The sequence below is a fragment of the Streptomyces filipinensis genome, assembly GCF_014649495.1.
Lineage (GTDB): Bacteria > Actinomycetota > Actinomycetes > Streptomycetales > Streptomycetaceae > Streptomyces > Streptomyces filipinensis.
Window position 1 is genome coordinate 117,388 of sequence record NZ_BMTD01000019.1, and the last position, 23,137, is coordinate 140,524.

The window sequence follows — 23,137 nt, forward strand, 5'->3', positions numbered from 1 at the left end:
CGATGTCCTTTCCTTTGCTGACAGCGACGGCGGCGCTCCCGGCCGTCGGGGCCGTCGCCACGGCCGCCGTACCGGCCGCGTGGCGCACCGCCGCCAAATGGCTGGCGCTGCTCGTCTCGCTCGCCACCCTCGCCCTGGCGGTCACCGTCCTGGTCCGCTTCGACCCGGACGGCGCCCGCTACCAGCTCACCGAATCCCACGCCTGGATCAAGGACTTCGGGGTCCGGTACGAGCTGGGCGTGGATGGCATCGCGGTGGCGCTGATCGCGCTGACCGCGTTGCTGATCCCCTTCATCGTCCTCGCCGGCTGGAACGACGCCGACCCGCTGGAGACGGGCAGCAGCCGCTGGCGCCCCACGCAGGGCTTCTTCGCGCTGATCCTGGCCGTCGAGGCGATGGTGGTGATCTCCTTCGAGGCCACCGACGTCTTCCTCTTCTACATCTTCTTCGAGGCCATGCTCATCCCGATGTACTTCCTCATCGGCGGCTTCGGAGACCGCGCCCACGCGCAGGGCGAGGAAGCGGCCTCGCGACAGCGGTCGTACGCGGCGGTGAAGTTCCTGCTGTACAACCTGGTCGGCGGCCTGATCATGCTGGCCGCGGTGATCGGCCTCTACGTGGTGGCCGGGAACTTCAGCCTCCAGGAGATCGCGCAGGCCCGTGCGAGCGGTTCGCTGCACATGGCGACGAGCACGGAACGCTGGCTGTTCCTGGGCTTCTTCTTCGCCTTCGCGGTGAAGGCGCCGCTGTGGCCGCTGCACACCTGGCTGCCCAACGCCATGCAGGAGTCCACCGCCCCGGTCGCCGTCCTCATCACCGCGGTCGTCGACAAGGTCGGCACCTTCGCGATGCTCCGCTTCTGCCTCCAGCTGTTCCCGCAGGCCAGCAAGTGGGCGACGCCCGTCATCCTCGTACTGGCGCTCATCAGCATCGTCTACGGCGCGCTGCTCGCCGTCGGCCAGCGGGACATCAAGCGCCTGGTGGCCTACGCGTCGATCTCGCACTTCGGCTTCATCATCATGGGCATCTTCGCGATGACCAGCCAGGGCCAGTCCGGCGCCACGCTCTACATGGTCAACCACGGTATTTCCACGGCCGCGCTGATGCTGGTCGCGGGCTTCCTGATCTCCCGGCGCGGGTCGCGGCTCATCGCGGACTACGGGGGCGTGCAGAAGGTCGCCCCGGTGCTCGCCGGCACCTTCCTGATCGGCGGTCTCGCCACTCTCTCCCTGCCCGGACTCGCCCCGTTCGTGAGTGAGTTCCTGGTCCTGGTCGGCACGTTCACGCGTCATCCGGTGATCGGCATCATCGCCACCTTCGGCATCGTCCTCGCCGCGCTCTACACCCTCGTCCTGTACCAGCGGACGATGACGGGCCCGGTGAAGCCGGAGGTGTCGGCCATGCCCGACCTACGCGCGCGTGAGCTGGTGGTGGTCGCCCCGCTGATCGTGTTGCTGATCTTCCTGGGCGTCTATCCGAAGCCCGTCACGGACATCGTCAACCCGGCGGTCAAGCAGACCATGTCCGACGTACACAAGAAGGACCCCAAGCCCGAGGTGGAGGCGGCCAAGTGAGCGCAGCAGCCGTCCACAGCCTGTGGACAACCGCGGCCGATCCGATCTCGAAGATCGACGCGCCGAAGATCGAATACGGACAATTGTCGCCGACGCTGATCGTCGTCGGCGCGGCGCTGGTCGGGGTGCTCATCGAGGCCTTCCTCCCGCGCAAGGCCCGCTACTACGCGCAGGTGTTCGTGTCCGTCGTCGCCCTGTGCGCCGCGTTCGCCGCGGTGGTCGGACTCGCGGCCGACGGCTACGGCACCACCAAGGCGCACATCGCGGCCATGGGAGCGATCGCGGTCGACGGCCCGTCCCTGTTCCTGCAGGGCACGATCCTGCTGGCAGGCCTGGTCGGCCTGTTCACCTTCGCCGAGCGGCGCCTGGACCCGGCGGCGCACGGCAACCGCGTCGACTCCTTCGCCGCACAGGCCGCCTCCGTACCCGGCAGCGACAGCGAGAAGGCCGCGGTGAAGGCCGGCTTCACCACCACCGAGGTCTTCCCGCTGCTGCTCTTCGCGATCGCCGGCATGCTGGTGTTCCCCTCGGCCAACGACCTGCTGACCCTGTTCGTGGCCCTGGAGGTCTTCTCCCTGCCGCTGTACCTGCTGTGCGCGCTGGCCCGCCGCAAGCGGCTGATGTCGCAGGAAGCCGCGGTCAAGTACTTCCTGCTCGGCGCGTTCGCCTCGGCGTTCACGCTGTTCGGCATCGCCCTGCTGTACGGCTACGCCGGCTCGGTGTCGTACGCGCGCATCGCCCAGGTCGTCGACGGAACCGTCACCAACGTCGACCCGGCACTCGCCAACACCATGGGCAACGACGCGCTGCTGCTGCTCGGCAGCGCACTGATCGTGATGGGTCTGCTGTTCAAGGTGGGCGCGGTGCCGTTCCACATGTGGACGCCGGACGTCTACCAGGGCGCGCCGACGCCCGTGACCGGCTTCATGGCGGCGGCGACGAAGGTGGCCGCGTTCGGCGCGCTGCTGCGCCTGCTGTACGTCGTTCTGCCCGGAATGCGCTGGGACTGGCGTCCGGTCATGTGGGCCGTCGCGATCATCACCATGCTCGGCGGCGCGATCGTCGCGATCACACAGACCGACATCAAGCGGCTCCTGGCGTACTCGTCCATCGCGCACGCCGGATTCATCCTCGCGGGTGTCATCGCCACCTCGAAGGACGGCGTCTCGTCGGTCCTCTTCTACCTGGCCGGCTACTCCTTCGTGACGATCGGCGCCTTCGCGGTGGTCACGCTGGTGCGCGACGCGGGTGGCGAGGCGACCCACCTGTCCAAGTGGGCGGGTCTCGGCCGCAGGTCACCCCTGGTGGCGGCCGTCTTCGCGGTGTTCCTGCTGGCCTTCGCCGGTATCCCGCTGACCTCCGGCTTCGCGGGGAAGTTCGCCGTGTTCAAGGCGGCGGCGGCCGGCGGCGCGGCCCCGCTCGTGGTGATCGGTGTGATCTCCTCGGCGATCGCCGCGTTCTTCTACATCCGCGTGATCGTGCTGATGTTCTTCAGCGAGCCGAGGCCGGAGGGCCCCACCGTGGCCGTACCGTCCCCGCTGACCATGGTGGCGATCGCCGCGGGCGTCGCGGTCACGCTGGTGCTCGGCGTGGCCCCGCAGTACTTCCTCGACCTGGCGAGCCAGGCGGGAGTGTTCGTGCGCTGAGTCCCCCACGACGGCCCCGGCTCCCCAGGGAACCGGGGCCGCCGCATGCCGTCAGGCGGGTGCTCCGGGACAGGGGCACTTCACGTCGGGGTTCCACACGAAGAACAAGTCACCTCGGCGAGGTGAGCGGGCATCGGGCGGAGCTCCTTGGAAGGGCACGCGGCCGGGCACGGGAGCTGGCGTCGAGTGGCGATCCGTGCGGGGTGGCCTCCGCTTCTCCCGCCCGAGCAGCATGCCCCTGGGGTCGCCGCCGGGCCATCCAGGAAGCCCGATGGGATGACGCCCACTGGTCCGCCCGAGGACGCGCCGGGCTCGCACGGGCGTTCCCCGGCCTGTGGATAAGTCCACCGCTGTCGGTCCGGACCCCTATCGTGGATGCAGCGGTCGACAGACGACACACGGGGGACCGGCGGGGGACAGGACAATGGGCGTGACGGGCGGGATCAGCGAGATGCCACAGGTGACCGAGGGGCCGGGCGCGGCCGACAGCGAGGCGCTGGCCACGCTGCACCGGGTCTTCGGATACGAGGCCTTCCGGGGCGAGCAGAAAGCGATCATCGAGCATGTGGTGGCGGGCGGCGACGCCGTCGTCCTCATGCCCACCGGCGGCGGGAAGTCGCTGTGCTACCAGATCCCGGCCATGGTCAGACCCGGTACGGGCATCGTGGTCTCCCCGCTGATCGCGCTCATGCAGGACCAGGTGGACGCCCTGCGCGCCCTCGGCGTGCGGGCCGGCTTCATCAATTCCACGCAGGACTTCGACGAGCGCCGGATGGTCGAGGCCGAGTTCCTGGCCGGCGAGCTGGACCTGCTGTATCTGGCGCCCGAGCGGCTGCGTCTGGACGCCACGCTGGACCTCCTCTCCCGCGGCAAGATCTCCGTCTTCGCGATCGACGAGGCGCACTGCGTCTCCCAGTGGGGCCACGACTTCCGCCCCGACTACCTCACCCTGTCCCTCCTCGGCGAGCGCTGGCCGGACGTCCCGCGGATCGCCCTCACCGCCACGGCCACCCGGGCCACCCACCAGGAGATCACCCAGCGGCTGAACCTGCCGACGGCCCGCCACTTCGTCGCCAGCTTCGACCGCCCCAACATCCAGTACCGGATCGTGCCCAAGGCCGACCCCAGGAAGCAGCTGCTCGCCTTCCTCCGGCAGGAGCACGCGGGCGACGCCGGCATCGTGTACTGCCTGTCACGCAACTCGGTGGAGCGGACGGCGGAGTTCCTGACCGCCAACGGCATCGACGCCGTGCCGTATCACGCGGGCCTGGACGCGGCTGTGCGCGCCGCCCACCAGTCCCGCTTCCTGCGCGAGGACGGCCTCGTCGTGGTCGCGACGATCGCCTTCGGCATGGGCATCGACAAGCCGGACGTACGGTTCGTCGCCCACCTGGACCTGCCCAAGTCGATCGAGGGCTACTACCAGGAGACCGGCCGCGCCGGCCGCGACGGACTGCCGTCCACGGCCTGGATGGCGTACGGCCTGAACGACGTCATCCAGCAGCGCAAGCTGATCCAGTCCGGCGAGGGCGACGAGGCGTTCCGCCGCCGGGCCGCCGCCCACCTCGACGCCATGCTCGCGCTGTGCGAGACGGCCCGCTGCCGCCGCGGCCAGCTGCTCGCCTACTTCGGCCAGGAACCCGACGCCGCGGGCTGCGGCAACTGCGACACCTGCCTCACCCCACCGGAGACCTGGGACGGCACCATCGCCGCGCAGAAGGTGCTGTCGACGGTGGTGCGGCTGCAGCGGGAGCGCGGGCAGAAGTTCGGCGCCCTGCAGATCGTCGACATCCTGCTCGGCAAGCGCACAGGCAAGGTCATCCAGTTCGACCACGACCAGCTGTCCGTCTTCGGCATCGGACAAGACCTCTCCGAGGCCGAGTGGCGCGGTGCCATCCGGCAGCTGCTGGCTCAGGGACTGCTCACGGTCGAGGGCGAGTACGGCACTCTGGCGCTCACCGAGGCGAGCGGCTCGGTGCTGCGCAGCGAGCGGGAGGTGCCGCTGCGCAAGGAGCCGAAGAAGCCGGCCGCCTCCCGGTCGAGGTCGGCGGGCGCATCCGGCGGCGACCGCAAGGCCAGGACCGCCGCGGCGGAACTGCCCGACGAGCTGCTGCCCGCCTTCGAGGCCCTGCGCGCCTGGCGCGCCGAACAGGCTCGCGAGCAGGGCGTACCGGCGTACGTCATCTTCCACGACGCCACCCTGCGGGAGATCGTCAGCCGGCGGCCGGGCTCGGTGCGCGAGCTGGGCACGGTGAGCGGCGTCGGTGAGAAGAAACTGGCGACGTACGGGGAGGGTGTGCTGGCCGCGCTGGCTTCCCTGGACGGGGCGGCCCCGGCCGCCGGCGACGCACCGGACGCCGACTGGCCGGAGCCGGACGCGGAGCCGGAGCCCGACGACTGGATATAGCCCGTCGCGGGCCGGCGCTGGGTGCAGGAGCCGCTGGGTACGGGGTCACAGCCCCCGCGCCGCGTAGGCCCTGACGTCCGCGTCCGAGTCGCTGGTGGCCGTGGCGAGGGCCGCGCGTGCCTCCGCTGTGGCCCGGTGCCGGGTCAGGGCCAGCACCGCCGCCTTGCGCACGTCGGCGTTCGGATCGGCCAGCGCCTTGGCCAGGGCGGGGACGGCGGCGCCGGCGGACGCGGCCGACAGCGCGGTGGCGGCGCCGGAGCGGACCTGCCAGGCCGGATCGGACAGCGCGGCCACGGCTCGGGCGGCGAGCGGGGCCGGGCAGCCGGTGCCGGCCAGTGCGGCGAACGCGGCACCGCGCACCAAAGGATCGGCGTCCCCCGTGAGCCGCTCCAGGGTGGTGGTGAGCAACCCGCGGTCGGCCTCGGTGAGCGTCGCCAGGTCGACGGCGGCCAGGGCCTTGGCCACGGTGACCCGGACCTCCCGGGAGGGATCGTCCACGGCACCCGCCAGCGGCCGGACCGCGTCGACGGAGACGAGCGCTCGCACGGCCTCGGTACGTACAGCGATGACGGGATCGTCCAGCGCCGCCGCGAACACCCTGGCGTTGCCGAGCCGCAGAGCACGCAGCACATCGAGGGCGGCGGCGCGGACCACCGGATCGGCTGCGGTGACGGTATCGGTGAGGGCGGTCCCCAGAGCGGGTTCGGGCGGCAGGGTCTCGACCAGTTCGCGCAGTGAGGCCGCGGCGGTCGCGCGGACCTCGGCGTCAAGGTCGGCGAGGGCACCGGCCAGGGCCTGCCCGGTGCCGGGCGGCGCGGTCTCGGTGAGGACCGAGACGGCCGTACGCCGGACGGCAGGATCCGAGTCGGCCAGGTACGGCTCGACCAGGCCGAGTTCGGGGTCGGCCTCGGCCAGCTCCAGCAACTGCAGCAGCCGGGGCGAGGCGGTGCCCGGCGCGCCGGACCGGTCGGCGGAAGCGGTGGCCCGCGCGGACGCGGGTCCCGCGGCGACCGGCGCCACCTCGCGCGGCCCGGCCGTGGCCACGTGCTCGGCATGTACCTCGCCCAACCGCCGGGAGGAACCGCCGACCGGCGTGAACTCCTCGACCGGGACCAGATAGGGAGCCACGGGCCGGGCCGTGAACTCCATCGCACCAGAGGGGGACTTGTGCAGATCGAGATGGTGGAACCAGGAGACGTCGTCGCGGCCGGGGTGATCGAGACGGTCGTGGTAGAGGCCCCAGCGCGACTCGGTGCGGGCGAGAGAGGCGCGGGCGGCCATCTCGGCGCAGTCACGGATGAAGGTGACCTCCGCGCAGCGCATCAGCTCGTGCGCGGTGCGGGCACCCATGGCGGCGATGTCGGCGCGCATCCGCTCGAAGGCCTCGAGGGCGAGGGAGAGCCGCGCACCGGACTTCGGCGGTGCCACGTAATCGTTCACGAAACGGCGCAGCTTGTACTCGACCTGGGGCTGCGGCGGGCCGTCCGTGTTGCGCAGCGGGCGGTAGATCAGCTCGTGCGCCTCCCGCACCTGGTCCGCGGGAAGCTCACCCTCGTACGCCGTGTACTGGGCGGCGTCCGCACCGGCGAGGTCACCGAAGACGAACGCGCCGATCATGTAGTTGTGCGGGACGCAGGCGAGGTCGCCGGCGGCGTACAGGCGGGGAACGGTCGTACGGGCGTGGTCGTCGACGCGGACCCCGGAGGCGGAGTGGCCACCGCACAGGCCGATCTCGGAGATGTGCATCTCGACGTCATGGGTGCGGTAGTCGTGCCCGCGGCCGGCGTGGAAGGTGCCCCGGGTGGGCCGCTCCGTGGAGTGCAGGATCGACTCCAGGGCGGAGACGGACTCCTCGGGGAGATGGCTGAGCTTGAGGTAGACCGGGCCGCGGTCACTGGCGACCTCGGCGGCGAACTCGGCCATCATCTGCCCCGACCAGTAGTCGGAGTCGACGAAGCGCTCGCCGTGCCGGTTGACCTGGTAGCCGCCGAAGGGGTTGGCGACGTAGGCACAGGCGGGACCGTTGTAGTCCTTGATGAGCGGGTTGATCTGGAAGCACTCGATACCGGTCAGCTCGGCACCCGCGTGGTAGGCCATGGCGTACCCGTCGCCGGCGTTGGTGGGGTTCTCGTAGGTGCCGTACAGGTAGCCGGAGGCGGGCAGGCCGAGCCTGCCGCAGGCGCCGGTGGCGAGGACGACCGCGCCCGCTCGGACGGTGACGAAGGCGCCGGTGCGGGTGTTGAAGCCGACGGCGCCCACGGCCTGTCCCCCGGCCGTCAGGACCCGGACCGGCATCACCCGGTTCTCGATCCGGATCCGCTCCCGCATCTCGCGCCGCCGCAGCTGCCGGTACAGGACCTTTTTGACGTCCTTGCCCTCTGGCATCGGCAGTACGTACGAGCCGGAGCGGTGCACCTGGCGCACCGCGTACTCACCGTGCTCGTCCTTCTCGAACTTGACCCCGTACGACTCCAGCCGCTGGACCATCGCGAACCCGCGGGTCGCGGTCTGGCGGACGGTGGACTGGTCGACGATGCCGTCGTTGGCGCGGGTGATCTCGGCGACGTAGTCGTCGGGTTCGGCGCGGCCGGGGATGACCGCGTTGTTGACGCCGTCCATGCCCATGGCGAGCGCGCCGGAGTGGCGGACGTGGGCCTTCTCCAGCAGCAGCACGTCCGCGCCGCGCTCGGCGGCGGTCAGGGCGGCCATGGTGCCGGCGGTGCCCCCGCCGATGATGAGGACGTCGCAGGTCAGCTCCTCGGCGTCGGCGACGGCGGGAATCTCCAGGGAAGTGGACGCGGGGGTGGTCACCGGGGTGCCTTTCAGGAGCCGAGCGAGGTGAGGATGTCGCGGCGCAGGGCCACACGGGCCGGGTCGTCCACGGCCCCACGGTCACGGGGCCCGGGCACATCGCGTACGGCGACCACCCGGCCGGAGCCGAGCAGGGCCACGCGGTCGCCGAGGAAGAGGGCCTCGTCGACGTCGTGCGTGACGAAGACGATGGTCGCGCCCGTGCCGCGCAGCACCTCCACCAGCAGGTCCTGCATGCCGGAGCGGGTCTGGGCGTCGAGGGCGCCGAAGGGCTCGTCCATGAGGACGGCGCGCGGACTGTCGGCCAAAGCGCGTGCCAACTGGGCGCGCTGGCGCTGCCCGCCGGAGACCCGGTGCGGCAACTGCCCGGCCTGCGCGCTGAGTCCGACCCGGGCGAGCCAGGACTCGGCCCGCGCACGGCGCTCGGAGCGCGGTACGCCGCTGATGGCGAGCGGCAGTTCGACGTTCCCGCGCAAGGTACGCCAGGGCAGCAGCGCGTCCTCCTGGAAGACGAGCGCACGGTCGGCCGACGGCCCCGTCAGCGGGGCTCCGTCCACCTCGGCCGTGCCGCCCAGCGGAGGCAACAGCCCGGCGAGCGTGCGCAGCAGGGTGGACTTGCCGCAGCCGGAGGGGCCGACGACGGTGAGGATCTCGCCGGGGGAGACGTCGAGGTCCACGTCGTACAGCACTGGCGCGTCCGGGCGGCCGAGCACGGTGGAACGGAAGACGAGCCGGGTGCCGCGGGCGGCAGCCGACGCCGGCGCGACGGGTGCGGCGACGGTCTCAGACGAGGTGCTCATCACGGGCCTCCTCGGTGTCCTTCTGGCGCTGCTGCTCGGGCTGGGTCTGCTGCTCGGGATCGCCGTCTGCTCGCACGGGGGCGGGGGCGGGGGCGGGTCGGGGCGCGCGGGTGCGGCCACCGGGCACGTACGACGTGCGGGGCAGCCAGCGCGTCAGGCGCCGGCCGAGAAGTTCCACGGCCGTGGAGGTGACCCAGCCGAGGATGCCGATGGTGACCATGCCGACGAAGACGCCCGGGTAGTTCACCACCGTGTAGTCCTGCCAGGTGCGGTAGCCGACGCCGTACTGCCCGGAGATCATCTCGGCGGAGATCACACAGATCCACGACACGCCGATGCCGACCGACAGGCCGCCGAAGATGCCGGGCAGTGCGCCCGGCAGCACCACCGAGCCGAGGATCCGCAGCCGGCCGCCGCCCATGGTGCGCACCGCTTCCTCCCAGACGGGCGTCAGCGCGCGGACCGCGTGCCGGGTGGAGACCAGCACCGGGAAGAAGGCGGCGGTGCAGGTGATGAAGACGATGCCCTGTTCATTGGAGGGAAAGAGCAGGATCGCGACGGGTACGAGGGCGATCGCCGGGATCGGGCGGATCACCTCCAGCACCGGGCCGAGCAGATCCTCGGCGAGGCGCGAGCGGGCCACGAGCACGCCCGCCGCCACGCCCAGGACGGCTGCCAGGGCGAAGCCGGTGAGGATGCGGGTGAGGCTGTCGGTGAGGTCGGTCCAGTAGTCGCCGCCGGAGAGCCGGTCGGCGAAGGCGCGAGCCACGTCCGTGACGGTCGGGAACTGCGAGAACCGCAGCCACAGGTCCACGTCCAGGCTGGTCAGCACCTGCCACAGGCCGAGGAACACGGCCAGCGAGGCCGTCCGCAGCGCATACCGGGCCAGAGGCCGCCGGGTCATGAGGCCCGCTCCAGTGCTGCGCTGTACGACACCGTACGGGCGCCGCCGTGGGCGGTGACGTAGGCCTGTGCGGTCGCGGGGGTGACGAACGGCAGCAGTTGGTTTCCGTTCGCCACCCACACCGCCTTGTCGGCGAACCAGAGGGTGCCGGTGGTGGCGTCGGGCACGTAGGCGGCGCGAACGCCGTCCTTGTGCCCGGCCACGTAGGCCAGAAGTTCCTTCGTGGACTTGAAGGAGACGGTCTTCTCGCTGCCCTTGGGCCACACCTCGCTCGCGGCCGGCGCGGGTGCGGCGGTGAGGCGCTTGGCGTAGGAGGCGGCGAGGGCCTTCTTGACGTACTGGTCGTCGACGAAGGAGTTCACGTCGATGTCGCCGGTCAGCTTGGCGGCTTTCAGTACGGACACGTCCTGCTTGAGCGCGGAGACGAGCTGCGGCTTGACCGCCGGGTCGAAGGTGGCGATGCCGTGGGCGCCGTTGTAGAGGTAGACCACCTCGGCGGGCAGGCCCGTGGCCTCGGCGACCTTCTCGGAGGCGGTGACGGGGTGGGCGTGGAGGTAGTCCGTCGCCTCCGCCTGGGCCTTGAGGAAGGCCTCAAGGACGGCCGGACGCTGCTTGGCGAAGTCTTCGCGGGCGGTCACGCCGTGGAACGTGGGCAGGTTCAGCTGGGCACCGTCGTACAGGGCCTTGGCCTTGCCCTGGTATGCGAGCAGTCCCGGCCAGGCGACGAACTGCGACAGGGCGTCCACGCTGCCGGAGGAGAGCGCCGAGGCGCCTACGGCGGGCTGCTGGTTGAGTTTGGAGATGCCCTTGTCCGGGTCGATGCCGGCGCGTTGCAGAGCCCGTACGAGGGTGCCGTCCGCGGCGGAACCGATGCTCGTGGAGACCTTCTTGCCCTGCAGGTCCTTCAGAGAGGTGAGTTTGGAACCGGGCGCGGTGACGACGGTGTTCAGGCCGCCGCGCAGGTTGTAGCCGGTCACCGAGACCAGGTGGGTGGGGCGGCCGAGCTGTTTGCCGCGGGCCGCGTTGAGCAGCAGCGGGAAGTCGCCCATCGAGCCGATGTCGATCTTGCCGGCGGTCATCTGGGCGGTGATCGGCGCGCCGGTGGCGTAGTCCTGCCAGTCGACTTTGTAGGTGTGGCCGTCGTGCAGGGCGTTGAGCTGTTTCTCGAAGTAGCCGAGGGAGCGCAGCAGTGTGCCGGCGGTGACGGTGTTGATGGTCTTGGACTGGTAGCCGACGGTCACGGTGACCGTGGAGCCGCTGCCCGCTTCGGCGCTGCCGCCGCAGGCGGACAGGGGAAGGAGGAGCACGACGGCGGATACGGCGACTGCCGTTCGTTTCATGGTGGTTGTACCTCTCACCGCAGCAGGTAGGGCATGTTGACCGTGACGGCTCCGGTGGGACAGCGGGCCGCGCACGGGCCGCAGTACCAGCACTCGTCGACGTGCATGTACGCCTTGCCGTTGGTCTCGTCGATGGCCAGGGAGTCGAGCGGGCACATGTCCACGCAGAGGGTGCAGCCGTCGATGCACTTCGACTCGTCGATGGTCACGGGCACGTCGGCCCGCTGGGGCGCCAAGGGCATGGCTGTCTCCAGGAAACGTGCAGGCAGGGGGCGTGTTACGACCGGTGGAGCAGGCCGCTCATGGTGATCCGGTCGCCGCGGAAGCGGATGAACTCCAGGTCGACGGGGCGGCCGTCGGCGAGGTGCGTGAGGCGTTCCAGCATCAGTACGGCGGCGCCGCGCGGCGCTTGGAGCACGGCGGCGGAGTGGGTGTCCGCGTTCACCGCCTCCAGGGTGATCTCGGCGTGGCCGAGGCGCTGGCCGGTGATGGCTTCCAGGAGGCGGAAGACATCGGTGTTCTCCAGGTCGGCGCCGAGCAGGGCGGTGCCGATGTCGAGCGGGATGTAGGTGAGGTCGAGGGAGAGCGGGAGGCCGTTCAGGCGGCGCAGGCGTTCGATGTAGAGGACGTCGGTGCCTGCGGGGAGGCGGAGGCGGTCGGCCACCGGGGCGGGTGCGGGTGCGGGGCCCATCGTGCGGACCTCGTTGGTGACGCGGCCGTGTTCGCGGAGGGTTTCCGCGAGGCCCATCAGGCGGTCGAGCCCGTGCGGGTATTTCTGGGCGACGACCACGGTGCCGACTCCGGGCAGCCGGTCCACCAGGCCTTCGGCCCGGAGGAGGTCCAGGGCCTGCCGGACGGTGTTCCGGGAGGCGCGGTAGTCGGTGGCGAGGGTCGACTCGTGCGGGAGGGGGCCGTTCTGGAAGGCGCCGGCGAGGATCTGGTGGCGCAGCAGGTCGGCGAGCTGCCGGGCCCGGTCCGCACGCAGCCGTCGACGCGCGCGGTGGGCGGCGACGGTGGTCGCGGCGCCTTGACCGGCATGGTCTCGGGGGCGGTCGGTGGGTGGCATGGCTGAAACCATACCGACGGGGTAGGGAATGCGGTGTTGCCGAAGTGTTGCGCCAGGTGAGGGTGTGTGGGATACGGCGCTGAGCTGCGGTTTTCCGGCTTCGGGCGGGAAGATCTGCCACCCGGTGGGCAGGTCAGGACAGTGCTGTCAGGCCGGGCGCGAACGTGATCAGGAGCGGCAGCAGCGGCACCAGGGCGGCCACCGTCGTCGTCAGGGCCCGGTGCCGGCGCAGCAGCCTTGGTGGCGGTTCCAGCAGGCGGTCCACGCGCTCGCCGAGGAGGCGTCGGCTGGAGTCGCAGGACAGGACACCCCGGTGCTGGTTCAGCTCGATCAGCGCGAGGGCTGTGGTGAGGTGGCCGCAGCGCCGGGACGCCGTGTCGTCGGCGGCCAGCTCCACCAGGCGGTGTGTCTGGTCGCAGAAGTGCGCGAAGAGCGGCACGCGCGGGAAGCCCGTGGCGAGCGCGGTGGACAGGTGCAGCAGCCAGTCGTGGTGGGCGCGCGCGTGCCCGCGTTCGTGGGTGAGGACGGCGTCCAGCTGGTGGTCGGTGAGACGCTGCAGCGCCCCCGTCGTGACGACCAGCTGCGGGGGGTGTCCCGGCATCCACCAGGCGTCCGGGTATTCGTCCTCCAGTACCAGCATCGGGCCGCGCGCCGCGGGCAGGCCGGCCGGCAGGTCGGGGGCGCGTTCCCGCAGTTGTGCGCGGGCCTGGCCGCGGCTGCGGCGGGCCTCGACGAGTTCCCGGGCCAGCATCGCCGTCGTCCAGGCGGCTCCGCAGGCCAGCAGCACGGTGAGGGCGGCGGCCCAGACCGGCGCGGAGGAGAGGTCGTAGGCGGCGGTGACGGAGGGCGGTGCGGGGGCGAAGACGTGGTCGCGGACGGTGTGGAAGACGGCCGCCGTGCCCAGGACCAGTGCCGCCAGGCAGCACAGCAGGACGGTGGCGACCAGGCACTGCCACACCCACAGCGCGACCACCGGTTCCCGCTCGGTCCAGGCCGCACGGGTCAGCGCGCGTGGCGCCGGCAGGGCGGCGGTCAGGGCGACGGCGCTCAGCAGGAGCAGGCAGACGGTCATGCCGGGGCTCCGGTTCCTGGTCGGAGAGTTGCGCGGGTGTCGGTGGTGCGGCGGCGCGCCGAGGGCGCGTCGTGTGGTGCGTGTCCGCCCAGTATGACGGTGAGGGGCGGCGCGAGTCAGGTCTCGGCGCTGATCGGTCCCGAGTTCGACCGCCTGTTGTTCCGCGCGGGTGCTCGCCCGGCTCCCTGGAGCGCGAAGGCCTTACGTCTTCCGTCCCCGCAAGGCCTGCCGCACCGCCTCCAGCACGTCGTCCTCCGTGAATCCCAGAGCTCGTGCCCAGGCCACGTAGTCCCTGGTCCCGTCGGTGAGTTCCGCCGTGTCGCGGCGGTGGGCGCCCGGTGGCGGCGGAGCCACCCGAGTCCCCGCGCCGCGCCGGGTCCGGATGAGGGAGGCCGCCTCCAGTTCGCGGTAGGCGCGGGCCACGGTGCCCGCCGCCAGGCCGAGGTCCGCGGCCAGCTGCCGCACCGTCGGCAGCCGCTCGCCCTCGGCCAGCCGGCCGCTGTTGATCAGGGCGGCGAGCTGGGCGCGGATCTGCTCGTAGGGGGGGACGGGGCTGGCCGTGTCGACCCGTACGGCGGCGTCGCTCACCGGCGCGCCCCTCGGTCCGTCCGGCGGCGCCGTGCCGCCCGGGGCGAGCAGATGGTGAACAGCATCCACGGCGCGGTCACCAGGGACACCAGCGCGAGCGGCAGCAGAAGCGCGTTGGCCATGGTGCCCGCCGTGCCGTCGCACGTCATGTCTGTCAGGGCGCCCGAGGCGGTCGCGGCGGCGCCCAGCAGGGATGTGGAGACGACGACCCCCCACGCGGCCACGATCGCCAGTGAGCGGTCGCGGCGGGACTGTTCGTCGCCGGGCCGGGTGGCGATCCGCCGCAGGGACCAGCCGCAGCCGCCCGTGGCGACGGCGAGGGAGGCCAGCATGGGCAGGCCGTAGGAGAACCCGGGCCAGGGGCCGTGCCTCTCGGTCATGCCCCGGCAGGTCAGGGTGAGTGCACGGCCCGCCCGTCCCAGGTCGTCCGGTGAGGCCACCGAGCCTGCCGCGGCCAGGAGCGCCACCAGGGCGACCGCGAGGACGATCAGCAGCAAGGTCGTCCGGGGCGGTACGTAGTCGCGGACCCGGCGCGGGGCCAGTCCGGCGGTGCGGACGGCTCCCCGGGCCGGTGCGGTCAGCGTGTCGCCCGTCAGGACGCCGGTGACCGCGCACAGGCCGAACGCCGGGGTGGCGTACAGCACGCCGTCGCCGTGGCCGAGCGTGGACAGCCAGCAGGCCGTAAGGGCGCCCGTGGCCACGCCGGTCCAGCGGGCATAGCGGTCGGCCGGTGCCCGGGAGGCGGTCGCCGGGACGGTCATGTCGAGATCGGTCATGGAAGTCCCCCGTGAAAGCACGACTTGTACTCACCGCTTGTATCAAGCGGTGAGTACAAGATGCTCGACCCGGCAGACTTGTGTCAACTCCTTGCTACAAGGTGCCGCCCACTCCGGCGCCCCTCACTCCGGCACGACCCGCCCGCTGACCTCTCCCAGGCCGACACGGCGTCCGTCCGGCCCCGGGGCCCATGCCGACAGGGTCACCACGTCGCCGTCCTCCAGGAAGGTCCGCTTGCCGTCCGGGAGTTCGAGGGCGTCACGGCCGTTCCAGGTCAGCTCCAGCAGCGAGCCGCGCTGGCGCTCCTCGGGACCGCTCACCGTGCCCGAGCCGTACAGGTCGCCCGTGCGCAGTGAGGCGCCGTTCACCGTCATGTGGGCGAGCTGCTGGGCGGCGGTCCAGTACATGGTCGAGAACGGCGGCTCGGAGACCACATGGCCGTTGATAGCGACAGAGATGTGCAGGTCGTAACCGCCGGGCTCGATCCCCGGTGCCGCGTCGTCCAGGTACGGCAGCAGCGGGTGCGTGCGCTGCGGAGGCGCCACGCGCGCGTGCTCCAGCGCCTCCAGCGGGGTGATCCACGCCGACACCGAGGTGGCGAAGGACTTGCCGAGGAAGGGGCCGAGGGGGACGTACTCCCAGGCCTGGATGTCCCGCGCGGACCAGTCGTTCAGGAGGCACAGTCCGAAGACGTGGTCGCGGAAGTCGGCCAGCGCCACCGGACTGCCCAGCGTGGACGGCACGCCCACGACGAAGCCGACCTCCGCCTCGATGTCCAGCCGGATCGACGGGCCGAAGACGGGTGCCGGGTCGGCCGGGGCCTTGCGCTGCCCCGAAGGCCGTACGACGTCCGTGCCGGAGGCGATGACCGTGCCGGAGCGGCCGTGGTAACCGATCGGCAGATGCTTCCAGTTGGGGGTGAGGGAGTCCCCGGCGTCCGGGCGGAAGATCTGGCCGACGTTGCGGGCGTGGTTCTCCGAGGCGTAGAAGTCGACGTAGTCCGCCACCTCGAAGGGCAGGTGCAGGGTCACCTCGGACAGGGGGTGGAACAGCGGCTCGACGGTCTCGCGGTGGGCGGGGTCCGTGACCCAGGCCGTGACGGCGCGCCGTACTTCCGACCAGGTCGGGCGGCCGGCGGCAAGCAGCGCGTTGAGGGTGGGGCGCGCGAGCAGCGCGTGGTGGGGGGAGCGGAGGGCGGCGGCCGCGGCGCCCGCGTCGAGGACATGGTCCCCGAGCCGGACACCGACCCTCCGCTCCGTGCTGCCGGAGGGCGAGAACACGCCATAGGGAAGGTTGTGCGGGCCGAAGGGGTCGCCCTCGGGGACGTCGAAGGGGGGCATGGTGGTGCTGCCTCACTCTCATCCGGGCCATGCATGGCGATGCGTTCCATGTGATCGCGCCACACGTTACGGCTGTGATGCATGTCTTGGGCAGTGCCCTGGGCGGCGCCCTCGGGGGGTGTCCGAAAGGTGTGGTTCCGAGGGCACCGCAGCGGGTGCCGAAGGGCGTCGCGGCGCGCACCGAGGCGCGCCGCGACATACGCCGCCGCACGCCACTACGTGAGGCGGAGAAGGCTCGAAAGGTTGCTCGTACCCTGCCTAAAGAGTTCGCAATGTCCGGATAAGCCTTGTCGGAGGCGGCAATTCCGGCTTAGCGTCCTTTGGGGGACACGGACGGGGTGGGTCCGTTCCATTTGGGGGACACGTGGGGGGACCCGTGGCCGAAAACGCCGTCAGTGTGCCGTTCGAAGCGGACCGCGAGGTGCCCGGACTCATCGTCAAGTTCGGTGACTATCCGCTGCACCACGGAGGTGTCGGCGCGATCCGCAGCCTGGGCCGGCTCGGCGTGCCCATGTATGCCATCACCGAGGACGCGTACACACCCGCGGCCTCCTCGCGCTACCTGAAGAAGGCATTTGTGTGGCCGACGACCGGGGCGGAGGATCCCGGCCACCTGGTCGAGGGCCTGCTGCGCGTCGGCCGCCGTATCGGCCGCCCGACCGTCCTCGTCCCGACCGACGAGGAGGCCGCCGTACTCATCGCCGAGCATCAGGAGGAGCTGGCCGGATCTTTTCTCTTTCCGCGCGTGGACCCCGGGCTGCCGCGCCGGCTCGCCAGCAAGCAGGGCCTGCACGAACTGTGCGTGGAGCACGGCATCGCCGCCCCGGCGTCGGCGTTCCCGGAGACGTACGAGGACATCGTCGCCTTCGCCGACACGGCCCGCTTCCCGGTGGTGGCCAAGAACCGGGAGGCGTTCGTACGGCGCACGCGGCCCGCGGTGGGCGGCACCACGAGGATCGCCACCCGCGAGGGCCTGCTCACCCTCGCCCGCGACTGGGGCTCGCGGCCGGGCGTGATCCTCCAGGAGTACCTGCCGCGCGAGGAGGCCGAGGACTGGATCGTGCACGCCTGCTTCGACCAGGACTCCAGCCCCCTCGCCCTGTTCACCGGTGTCAAGGTCCGCTCGTGGCCGCCGCACGCCGGCATGACGGCGAACGCGTACGTCGTCGACAACCCGGAACTCACCGACCTCACCGCGCGTTTCATCAAGCAGATCGGCTACAGCGGCATCATCGACCTCGACCTGCGCTTCGACCGGCGCGACGGACAGTACAAGCTCCTCGACTTCAACCCGCGCATGGGCGCCCAGTTCCGGCTCTTCGAGAACGAGTCGGGTGTGGACGTGGTACGCGCCATGCACCTGAACCTGACCGGCCGCCCCGTTCCGGAGGGGGAACAGCGGGCCGGTCACCGCTACATCGTGGAGAACATCGACCTGCCCGCCCTCCTCGCCTACCGCCGCAGCGGCTATACGACGCCGCACGCGCCGGCGAAGGCGAGCGGGACGGAGCTGGCCTGGCTCGCGGGTGACGACCCGCTGCCGTTCCTCACGATGCTCGCCCGCTTCGTGCGCCCGGGCGCGAAGCACCTCTATCAGCTGTGGCGGACCAACCGCCGCGGCAGCGGCACCTCCACGAAGTAGGCAAGGCCACCACGTGTGGCGCACCGTGTCCTGGGGAGGGACTTCGTGACTCGACCGGTTGCAGTCATCGGGGCCGGGCCGTTCGGCCTGTCCACCGCCGCCCATCTGAGGGCGCGCGGCATCCCCGTCCGCGTCTTCGGCGACCCCATGGTCAGCTGGCGCGACCACATGCCCGAGGGCATGCTTCTGAAGTCGACGCCCGTCGCCTCCAACCTCGACTGCCCGCAGCCCGGCCACACCCTTGCCGACTACTGCGACGCGGCCGGGATCCGCCGCCTGGCGACCGACGAGGACATCATCCCGGTGGAGACCTTCATCGCCTACGGCGAGTGGTTCCAGCAGAAGCTGGTCCCCGGCCTGGAGCGGGTGCGGGTCGTCTCCGTGGACCGCGACAAGAGCGGCGGCTTCGAACTGAAGCTGGACTCGGGTGAGATGTTCACCGCGCGGGCCGTCGTCGTCGCCACCGGCCTGTCGGGCCTGGCGCACCTCCCGGCCGAGCTGGCCGGAGCGGCGGCCGACGGACCGGCGCCCACGGGCCCGGTCTCGCACAGCTCCCAGCACCACGACCTGGGCCGCTTCGACGGCAAGGAGCTGATCGTGATCGGCGCCGGCCAGTCCGCGCTGGAGACGGCGGTGCTGGCCGCCGAGGCGGGGGCACGCGTGCGTGTCGTCGCGCGCGGCCGCGGCCGGGTCGCCTTCGGCGCCCCGCCCTGGGACCAGCCGAAGCTGCGCCCCGAGTCCCCGTTCGGCCGGGCCTGGTCGCTGTGGGCGCTCAGCTACTACCCGCACCCCTACCGCTATCTGCCCGAGGCCACCCGCCACTTCCTGGTCCGCCGGGTCCTCGGACCGCTCGGCGCGTGGTGGCTGCGCGAGCGCTTCCAGAGCGCCGTACAGGTGGAGGACGTCGAACGGGTCGTGGCCGCCGAGGCGCCGGACGGCAGCCCCGTCCTCACCGTCCGCACCCATGGCGGGCACACCGAGCGGCTCACCGCCGACCACGTCATCGCCGCCACCGGCTACCGGGTCGACATCGCGGCGATGGACTTCCTCGGCCACGAACTGCGCACCGGGCTCGCGGTGAGCCGTGGCACGCCCCGGCTCGGCCCCGGCTGCGTCTCCTCCGTCCCCGGCCTGTACTTCACCGGCCTGCCGGCGGCGTCGTCGTACGGCCCGGTGATGCGCTTCGTGTGCGGTACGGAGTTCGCCTCCCCACGTCTGGCGAAACACCTGGCGGCGGCCCACGGCTGAGGCCCCGGGCTGATCCGGCCCGGGCCGTCGCGTTCCCCGCCCGGCTGACGGCGGCGCGGTGCAGGCGAGGGACAGCCACCGCGCCGCAGGAGGGAGAGGGGATCATCGGGTTGCGGGCCGGCCGGAGCGACGGACGCGGCGCGTGCGGGCACGCCCATGCGGGCGGATCCGCGTGAGGCGGGCACGAGCGAGGAGCGGATCACCCGCCGTCGCCGCCCGGGACGAGGCGCCCTCCCGGGGTGACGCGGGGTGCGCTGCAGCCGACGGACCGGAGGGGCGGCTAGCCGGCCACTACGACGAGAAGCAGTCGTCCGCGCGCTCACCGGCACGTCCCCTCGTATCGACACCGCCATCAGGGAGTCAGGTGCCACCGGTTGGGGCGGACCAGTACGTAAGTACGCAGGACGACAAGATGAGTCGGCGGGGCGCGGTATCCGTATTCTCTGATCATGGCAGCTTCCCCCGCGTACGCACTGATCGCCACCGACCTGGACGGAACGCTGTTGCGCGGCGACGACACCGTCTCCGACCGGTCGCTCGCCGCGCTCGCGCGGGCGGTGCGGGCCGGTGCCCGGCACCTGGTGGTGACGGGCCGCCCGGCCCCGCGGGTACGGCCGCTGCTCAAGCACCTCGGCTGCACGGGGCTCGCGGTGTGCGGGCAGGGCGCGCAGGTCTACGACGCCGGGTCCGGCCGTCTGTTGTGGTCGGTCCGGCTGGACCGGGAGCTGGCCGAGACAGCGCTCGGCAAGATCGAGGCCGAGGTGGGGCAGGTCTACGCGGCCGTCGACCAGGACGGCGTCGACGGGCTCACGCTCATCGAGCCGGGCTATCTGATGCCGCACCCGACCCTGCCCGCCGTGCAGGTCGGCCGGCGCGACGACCTGTGGTGCGAGCCCATCAGCAAGGTGCTGTTGCGCCACGCCGAGCTCTCCGACGACGAGTTGGCGGCCGTCGCGCGCGCGGTGGTGGGCTCGCTGGCGACGGTCACCATGTCGGGGCCGGGGACCGTGGAGCTGCAGCCGTCCGGGGTGACCAAGGCGACCGGTCTGGCACTGGCCGCCGAACGGCTCGGGATCGCCGCACCGAAGGCCCTGGCGTTCGGCGACATGCCCAACGACATCCCGATGTTCGAGTGGGCCGGGCGCGGGGTCGCCATGGCCAACGCACACCCCGAACTCAAGGCGGTGGCCGACGAGATCACCCTGTCGAACGAGGACGACGGGATCGCCGCCGTCCTCGAAAGACTGTTTTCGACCGACTGACCGGCACATCAGTACGCGGTCGTCCGGCGCGGGCCCGGTGGAGACACGGCGGCCGCCCGGCACGCCCCCGTCCGTCAGGTGCGGGAACGTGCCGGGCGGCCGGTGTCCTGCCGGCCCGCGGGACTGTCAGTACGCGCCGAAGACGTTGTCGATCGACCCGTAGCGCGCGGCCGCGTAGTTGCAGGCGGCGGTGATGTTCGCGACCGGGTCGTAGATGTTGAAGGAGGTTCCGGCCACGTGGTACGCGTTGAACGTCGGGTCGATGACCTGGAGCAGGCCCTTGGACGGGATGCCCTTGGCGGCGTTGGAGTCCCAGAGGTTGATGGCGTTCGGGTTGCCCGAGGACTCCCGGATGACGTTGCGGTAGATGCCGTTGTAGGTGCCCGGGATGCCCTTCTGGCCCATGATCGCGAGGGACTCGCGGATCCAGCCGTCGAGGGTGTTCGGGTAGCCGGCGGGGGTGGTGGAGGCCGTGGTGGCGGCCGGGGCCGCGGCGGAAGCGCTGGTCGCCCCGATGAGCGGCAGGGCGAGGACGGCGGCACCGGTGCCGACGGCGGCGAGGGCGCGGACGAGGCGGGTGCGGCGGTGCTGAGCGGCAGCAGGCATGGGGAAGTTCCTCTCCGTCGCCTGCGAGGTGAGCTGTCGGGTGCGGGCGGGGAGGTGCCCGGCCGTGCCCGGGAAGGCACGGCTTTACCCCTAGCCGTTCCGGTGCGACGTGTGTCGTCCGGTCCGGCGACTTACCTGGTTCCCCCGCTCCTGCCGTACGAATGAGTTCGTCGATGGGTTACGTGGGCGGCGGCAGGATTAGGCGTCCGCCCGACGGCCCGGAACGTATGCGAGAGCACATGTCGGGAACAAGTACCGGATTCACACAACGTCCTATTTGACCTTGATCTATGCCCTATGAGGCACTTGATCCTTTGCGGTTGCCAACCTTCAACTCGCCAGCGGGGCAAGGGGAGAAGCGGGGTGCGGCGGGGGTGGGGTGCCACCGGGTGCCCGTGACCCAACTCACGAAATGGCAAAGTGCTTCAAATCGGACATGGGGGATTCGGGTGGATCGGCTCGGTGGTGGAACCCGTGAAACGGTGCCGGTCGTTCTCGTGATGAAGCGGCCGTGCGCGCGGAGCGTGCAGGAAGGTGGCGAAAGGGATGCCGGTGGGGCCGGCCGGGCGTTACTCCGCCCGCTCCTTAGTTCGAGACAAATTGGACGTATTCCTGTTAAGTCGATAAATGTCCGTTCTTAGTCCTTGATCAAAAACATACCGGTCATGACCTGATACCGCCCGGGCTGGACCGGTGGGCGCTATCGGTGATCGAAAGAGGACCGGATACGCTGACTTGAGTGATGGCAGCGACCTATCGACAAACCGTGTAATCGCCAGCAGACACCAGCAGACAGGAGACCCCTCGTGACCGTCGTCGGGCCGTTCGGGCTGAGCGTGCGGGACCAGGCTCTGGAAGCCGATGTCCAGGCCGGATTGGCGGCTGTCGAGGAAGGCTTGCTCGAGGCCACCAAGAGTGAGGTCCCGTTCATCACGGAGGCCGCGCAGCACCTCGTGCGAGCCGGCGGGAAGCGGTTCCGGCCGCTGCTCGTGATGCTCGCGGCCCAGTTCGGTGACCCCTACGCGCCGGGCATCGTGCCGTCGGCCGTGGTCGTCGAGCTGACCCACCTGGCCACGCTGTACCACGACGACGTCATGGACGAGGCGGCCGTACGGCGCGGCGTGGACAGCGCCAACACGCGCTGGGGCAACTCGGTCGCGGTCCTCACCGGCGACTTCCTCTTCGCCCGGGCCTCCCAGATCCTCGCCGACCTCGGCCCCGAGGCCGTCCGGGTGCAGGCCCTCGCGTTCGAGCGGCTGGTCACGGGCCAGATCCTGGAGACCGCCGGTCCCTCGGACGGCCGCGACCCGGTCGAGCACTACCTGGACGTCCTCGGCGGCAAGACGGGCTCGCTGGTGGCGGTCTCGTGCCGGTTCGGCGCGATGATGTCCGGCGCCGACGAGACGGTCGTCGACGTGCTCACCCAGTACGGCGAGCGGCTCGGCGTCGCCTTCCAGCTCGCCGACGACGTCCTGGACATCGCCTCCGACTCGCACGAGTCCGGCAAGACCCCGGGAACCGACCTGCGCGAGGGCATTCCGACGCTGCCCGTGCTGCGGCTGCGCGAGCGGGCGGCCCGGCTGGGGCTGGCCGAGGACATCGCGCTGTGCCAGCTGCTGGACTCCGACCTCAGCGACGACGCCCGGCACGCCGAGGCACTGGCCGCGCTGCGCGCTCACCCCGCGCTGGAGCAGGCCCGCCGGGACACCGTCCGGTACGCGGAGGAGGCCCGCGCCGCACTGGCACCGCTGCGGGAGTGCGACGCCAAGGCGGCGCTGATGGAGCTGTGCGACGCGGTGGTGCACCGGGCCGGCTGATCCCCGGCGGGTCCCCGGAGGGTCGCGCCTCGCGGCAGCAACCGGCCGTACGGTCCCGGCGCGGCCCCGCACGGCTCCACGGCCCCGCACGACCCCCCTACGGGCCGGTGGCAGGGCCCGGCCACGGCCTGTCGCGATGCGTGCCCCCGTGGGCGGCCTGTCGCGATGCGCGCGCTCCCCTGGGGCCAGCCCCGATGCGCGGGCCCTTGTGCGCGGCTTGTCGCGATGCGCGTGCCC

18 protein-coding genes and 1 riboswitch are annotated in these 23,137 nt (G+C 71.6%); of the genes, 7 read left to right on the plus strand and 11 right to left on the minus strand.

Going from position 1 to position 23,137, the window contains the following annotated elements:
* Nucleotides 1-2 precede the first annotated feature (2 nt).
* The 3 genes from IE244_RS33050 to recQ all read left to right on the plus strand — a co-directional run bounded on the left by IE244_RS33050 (nt 3) and on the right by recQ (nt 5,627).
* Nucleotides 3-1,574 (plus strand): NADH-quinone oxidoreductase subunit M, encoded by a 1,572-nt coding sequence (locus IE244_RS33050; protein ID WP_191877247.1) that lies wholly within the window; start codon nt 3-5, stop codon nt 1,572-1,574.
* Nucleotides 1,571-3,220: an NADH-quinone oxidoreductase subunit NuoN gene (nuoN, locus tag IE244_RS33055; RefSeq protein ID WP_191877248.1), complete on the plus strand. Its 1,650-nt coding sequence runs from the start codon at nt 1,571-1,573 to the stop codon at nt 3,218-3,220. The genes IE244_RS33050 and nuoN overlap by 4 nt, the downstream gene beginning before the upstream one ends.
* Nucleotides 3,221-3,644: 424 nt before the next feature.
* Entirely contained in the window at nt 3,645-5,627 is a 1,983-nt protein-coding gene (gene recQ / locus IE244_RS33060; RefSeq protein ID WP_191877249.1) for a DNA helicase RecQ, read from the plus strand.
* A gap of 45 nt (nt 5,628-5,672) precedes the next feature.
* Here recQ and IE244_RS33065 read toward each other — a convergent pair whose 3' ends face one another.
* The 10 genes from IE244_RS33065 to fahA all read right to left on the minus strand — a co-directional run bounded on the left by IE244_RS33065 (nt 5,673) and on the right by fahA (nt 16,325).
* Nucleotides 5,673-8,438, minus strand: coding sequence for a fumarate reductase/succinate dehydrogenase flavoprotein subunit (locus IE244_RS33065; protein WP_191877250.1), 2,766 nt, complete (start codon nt 8,436-8,438; stop codon nt 5,673-5,675).
* Between the two features lie 11 nt (nt 8,439-8,449).
* Nucleotides 8,450-9,238 (minus strand): ABC transporter ATP-binding protein, encoded by a 789-nt coding sequence (locus IE244_RS33070; RefSeq protein ID WP_191877251.1) that lies wholly within the window; start codon nt 9,236-9,238, stop codon nt 8,450-8,452.
* Nucleotides 9,222-10,142, minus strand: coding sequence for an ABC transporter permease (locus tag IE244_RS33075; protein WP_229854503.1), 921 nt, complete (start codon nt 10,140-10,142; stop codon nt 9,222-9,224). Before IE244_RS33075 ends, IE244_RS33070 begins: the two co-directional genes overlap by 17 nt.
* Nucleotides 10,139-11,482 (minus strand): ABC transporter substrate-binding protein, encoded by a 1,344-nt coding sequence (locus tag IE244_RS33080; protein ID WP_191877252.1) that lies wholly within the window; start codon nt 11,480-11,482, stop codon nt 10,139-10,141. The genes IE244_RS33075 and IE244_RS33080 overlap by 4 nt, the downstream gene beginning before the upstream one ends.
* A 14-nt stretch (nt 11,483-11,496) precedes the next feature.
* Nucleotides 11,497-11,724: a 4Fe-4S dicluster domain-containing protein gene (locus tag IE244_RS33085; RefSeq protein ID WP_031166915.1), complete on the minus strand. Its 228-nt coding sequence runs from the start codon at nt 11,722-11,724 to the stop codon at nt 11,497-11,499.
* A gap of 35 nt (nt 11,725-11,759) precedes the next feature.
* A complete protein-coding gene (locus IE244_RS33090) occupies nt 11,760-12,548 on the minus strand; it encodes a GntR family transcriptional regulator (RefSeq protein WP_191877253.1) in 789 nt (262 codons plus the stop codon).
* 133 nt (nt 12,549-12,681) lie between these two features.
* The gene (locus tag IE244_RS33095) at nt 12,682-13,620 is read right to left on the minus strand and encodes a M56 family metallopeptidase (RefSeq protein ID WP_191877254.1); all 939 of its coding nucleotides are present in this window, start codon (nt 13,618-13,620) and stop codon (nt 12,682-12,684) included.
* Nucleotides 13,621-13,821: 201 nt separating this feature from the next.
* Entirely contained in the window at nt 13,822-14,208 is a 387-nt protein-coding gene (locus IE244_RS33100) for a GntR family transcriptional regulator (RefSeq protein ID WP_191877255.1), read from the minus strand.
* Entirely contained in the window at nt 14,205-14,984 is a 780-nt protein-coding gene (locus IE244_RS33105; RefSeq protein ID WP_229854505.1) for a hypothetical protein, read from the minus strand. Before IE244_RS33105 ends, IE244_RS33100 begins: the two co-directional genes overlap by 4 nt.
* A gap of 123 nt (nt 14,985-15,107) precedes the next feature.
* The gene (gene fahA, locus IE244_RS33110; RefSeq protein WP_191877256.1) at nt 15,108-16,325 is read right to left on the minus strand and encodes a fumarylacetoacetase; all 1,218 of its coding nucleotides are present in this window, start codon (nt 16,323-16,325) and stop codon (nt 15,108-15,110) included.
* A 397-nt stretch (nt 16,326-16,722) separates the two neighbouring features.
* Between fahA and IE244_RS33115 the strand changes: the two genes are divergently transcribed.
* The 3 genes from IE244_RS33115 to IE244_RS33125 all read left to right on the plus strand — a co-directional run bounded on the left by IE244_RS33115 (nt 16,723) and on the right by IE244_RS33125 (nt 20,477).
* Nucleotides 16,723-17,967: a carboxylate--amine ligase gene (locus tag IE244_RS33115; protein WP_191877303.1), complete on the plus strand. Its 1,245-nt coding sequence runs from the start codon at nt 16,723-16,725 to the stop codon at nt 17,965-17,967.
* 45 nt (nt 17,968-18,012) lie between these two features.
* Nucleotides 18,013-19,215 (plus strand): FAD-dependent oxidoreductase, encoded by a 1,203-nt coding sequence (locus IE244_RS33120; protein WP_191877257.1) that lies wholly within the window; start codon nt 18,013-18,015, stop codon nt 19,213-19,215.
* Between the two features lie 449 nt (nt 19,216-19,664).
* Nucleotides 19,665-20,477: an HAD family hydrolase gene (locus IE244_RS33125; protein ID WP_191877258.1), complete on the plus strand. Its 813-nt coding sequence runs from the start codon at nt 19,665-19,667 to the stop codon at nt 20,475-20,477.
* Between the two features lie 126 nt (nt 20,478-20,603).
* Here IE244_RS33125 and IE244_RS33130 read toward each other — a convergent pair whose 3' ends face one another.
* Nucleotides 20,604-21,083 carry a transglycosylase SLT domain-containing protein gene (locus IE244_RS33130; protein WP_191877259.1) on the minus strand — a complete coding sequence of 160 codons (480 nt, stop codon included), beginning with the start codon at nt 21,081-21,083 and terminating at the stop codon, nt 20,604-20,606.
* Between the two features lie 3 nt (nt 21,084-21,086).
* A riboswitch (cyclic di-AMP (ydaO/yuaA leader) is annotated at nt 21,087-21,266 on the minus strand.
* Nucleotides 21,267-21,889: 623 nt separating this feature from the next.
* On the opposite strand from IE244_RS33130, the gene IE244_RS33135 reads away from it, so the two are divergent.
* Nucleotides 21,890-22,900: a polyprenyl synthetase family protein gene (locus tag IE244_RS33135; RefSeq protein ID WP_191877260.1), complete on the plus strand. Its 1,011-nt coding sequence runs from the start codon at nt 21,890-21,892 to the stop codon at nt 22,898-22,900.
* Nucleotides 22,901-23,137 lie beyond the last annotated feature (237 nt).

What these genes read in the sequence shown, in the direction of transcription:
- IE244_RS33070 (WP_191877251.1), bottom strand. Translation starts at nt 9,238, where the DNA reads ATGAGCACCTCGTCTGAGACCGTCGCCGCACCCGTCGCGCCGGCGTCG.
- IE244_RS33125 (WP_191877258.1), top strand. Translation starts at nt 19,665, where the DNA reads ATGGCAGCTTCCCCCGCGTACGCACTGATCGCCACCGACCTGGACGGA.
- IE244_RS33095 (WP_191877254.1), bottom strand. Translation starts at nt 13,620, where the DNA reads ATGACCGTCTGCCTGCTCCTGCTGAGCGCCGTCGCCCTGACCGCCGCC.
- IE244_RS33075 (WP_229854503.1), bottom strand. Translation starts at nt 10,142, where the DNA reads ATGACCCGGCGGCCTCTGGCCCGGTATGCGCTGCGGACGGCCTCGCTG.
- IE244_RS33080 (WP_191877252.1), bottom strand. Translation starts at nt 11,482, where the DNA reads ATGAAACGAACGGCAGTCGCCGTATCCGCCGTCGTGCTCCTCCTTCCC.
- fahA (WP_191877256.1), bottom strand. Translation starts at nt 16,325, where the DNA reads ATGCCCCCCTTCGACGTCCCCGAGGGCGACCCCTTCGGCCCGCACAAC.
- IE244_RS33085 (WP_031166915.1), bottom strand. Translation starts at nt 11,724, where the DNA reads ATGCCCTTGGCGCCCCAGCGGGCCGACGTGCCCGTGACCATCGACGAG.
- IE244_RS33090 (WP_191877253.1), bottom strand. Translation starts at nt 12,548, where the DNA reads ATGCCACCCACCGACCGCCCCCGAGACCATGCCGGTCAAGGCGCCGCG.
- IE244_RS33130 (WP_191877259.1), bottom strand. Translation starts at nt 21,083, where the DNA reads ATGCCTGCTGCCGCTCAGCACCGCCGCACCCGCCTCGTCCGCGCCCTC.
- IE244_RS33050 (WP_191877247.1), top strand. Translation starts at nt 3, where the DNA reads ATGTCCTTTCCTTTGCTGACAGCGACGGCGGCGCTCCCGGCCGTCGGG.
- recQ (WP_191877249.1), top strand. Translation starts at nt 3,645, where the DNA reads ATGGGCGTGACGGGCGGGATCAGCGAGATGCCACAGGTGACCGAGGGG.
- IE244_RS33105 (WP_229854505.1), bottom strand. Translation starts at nt 14,984, where the DNA reads ATGACCGATCTCGACATGACCGTCCCGGCGACCGCCTCCCGGGCACCG.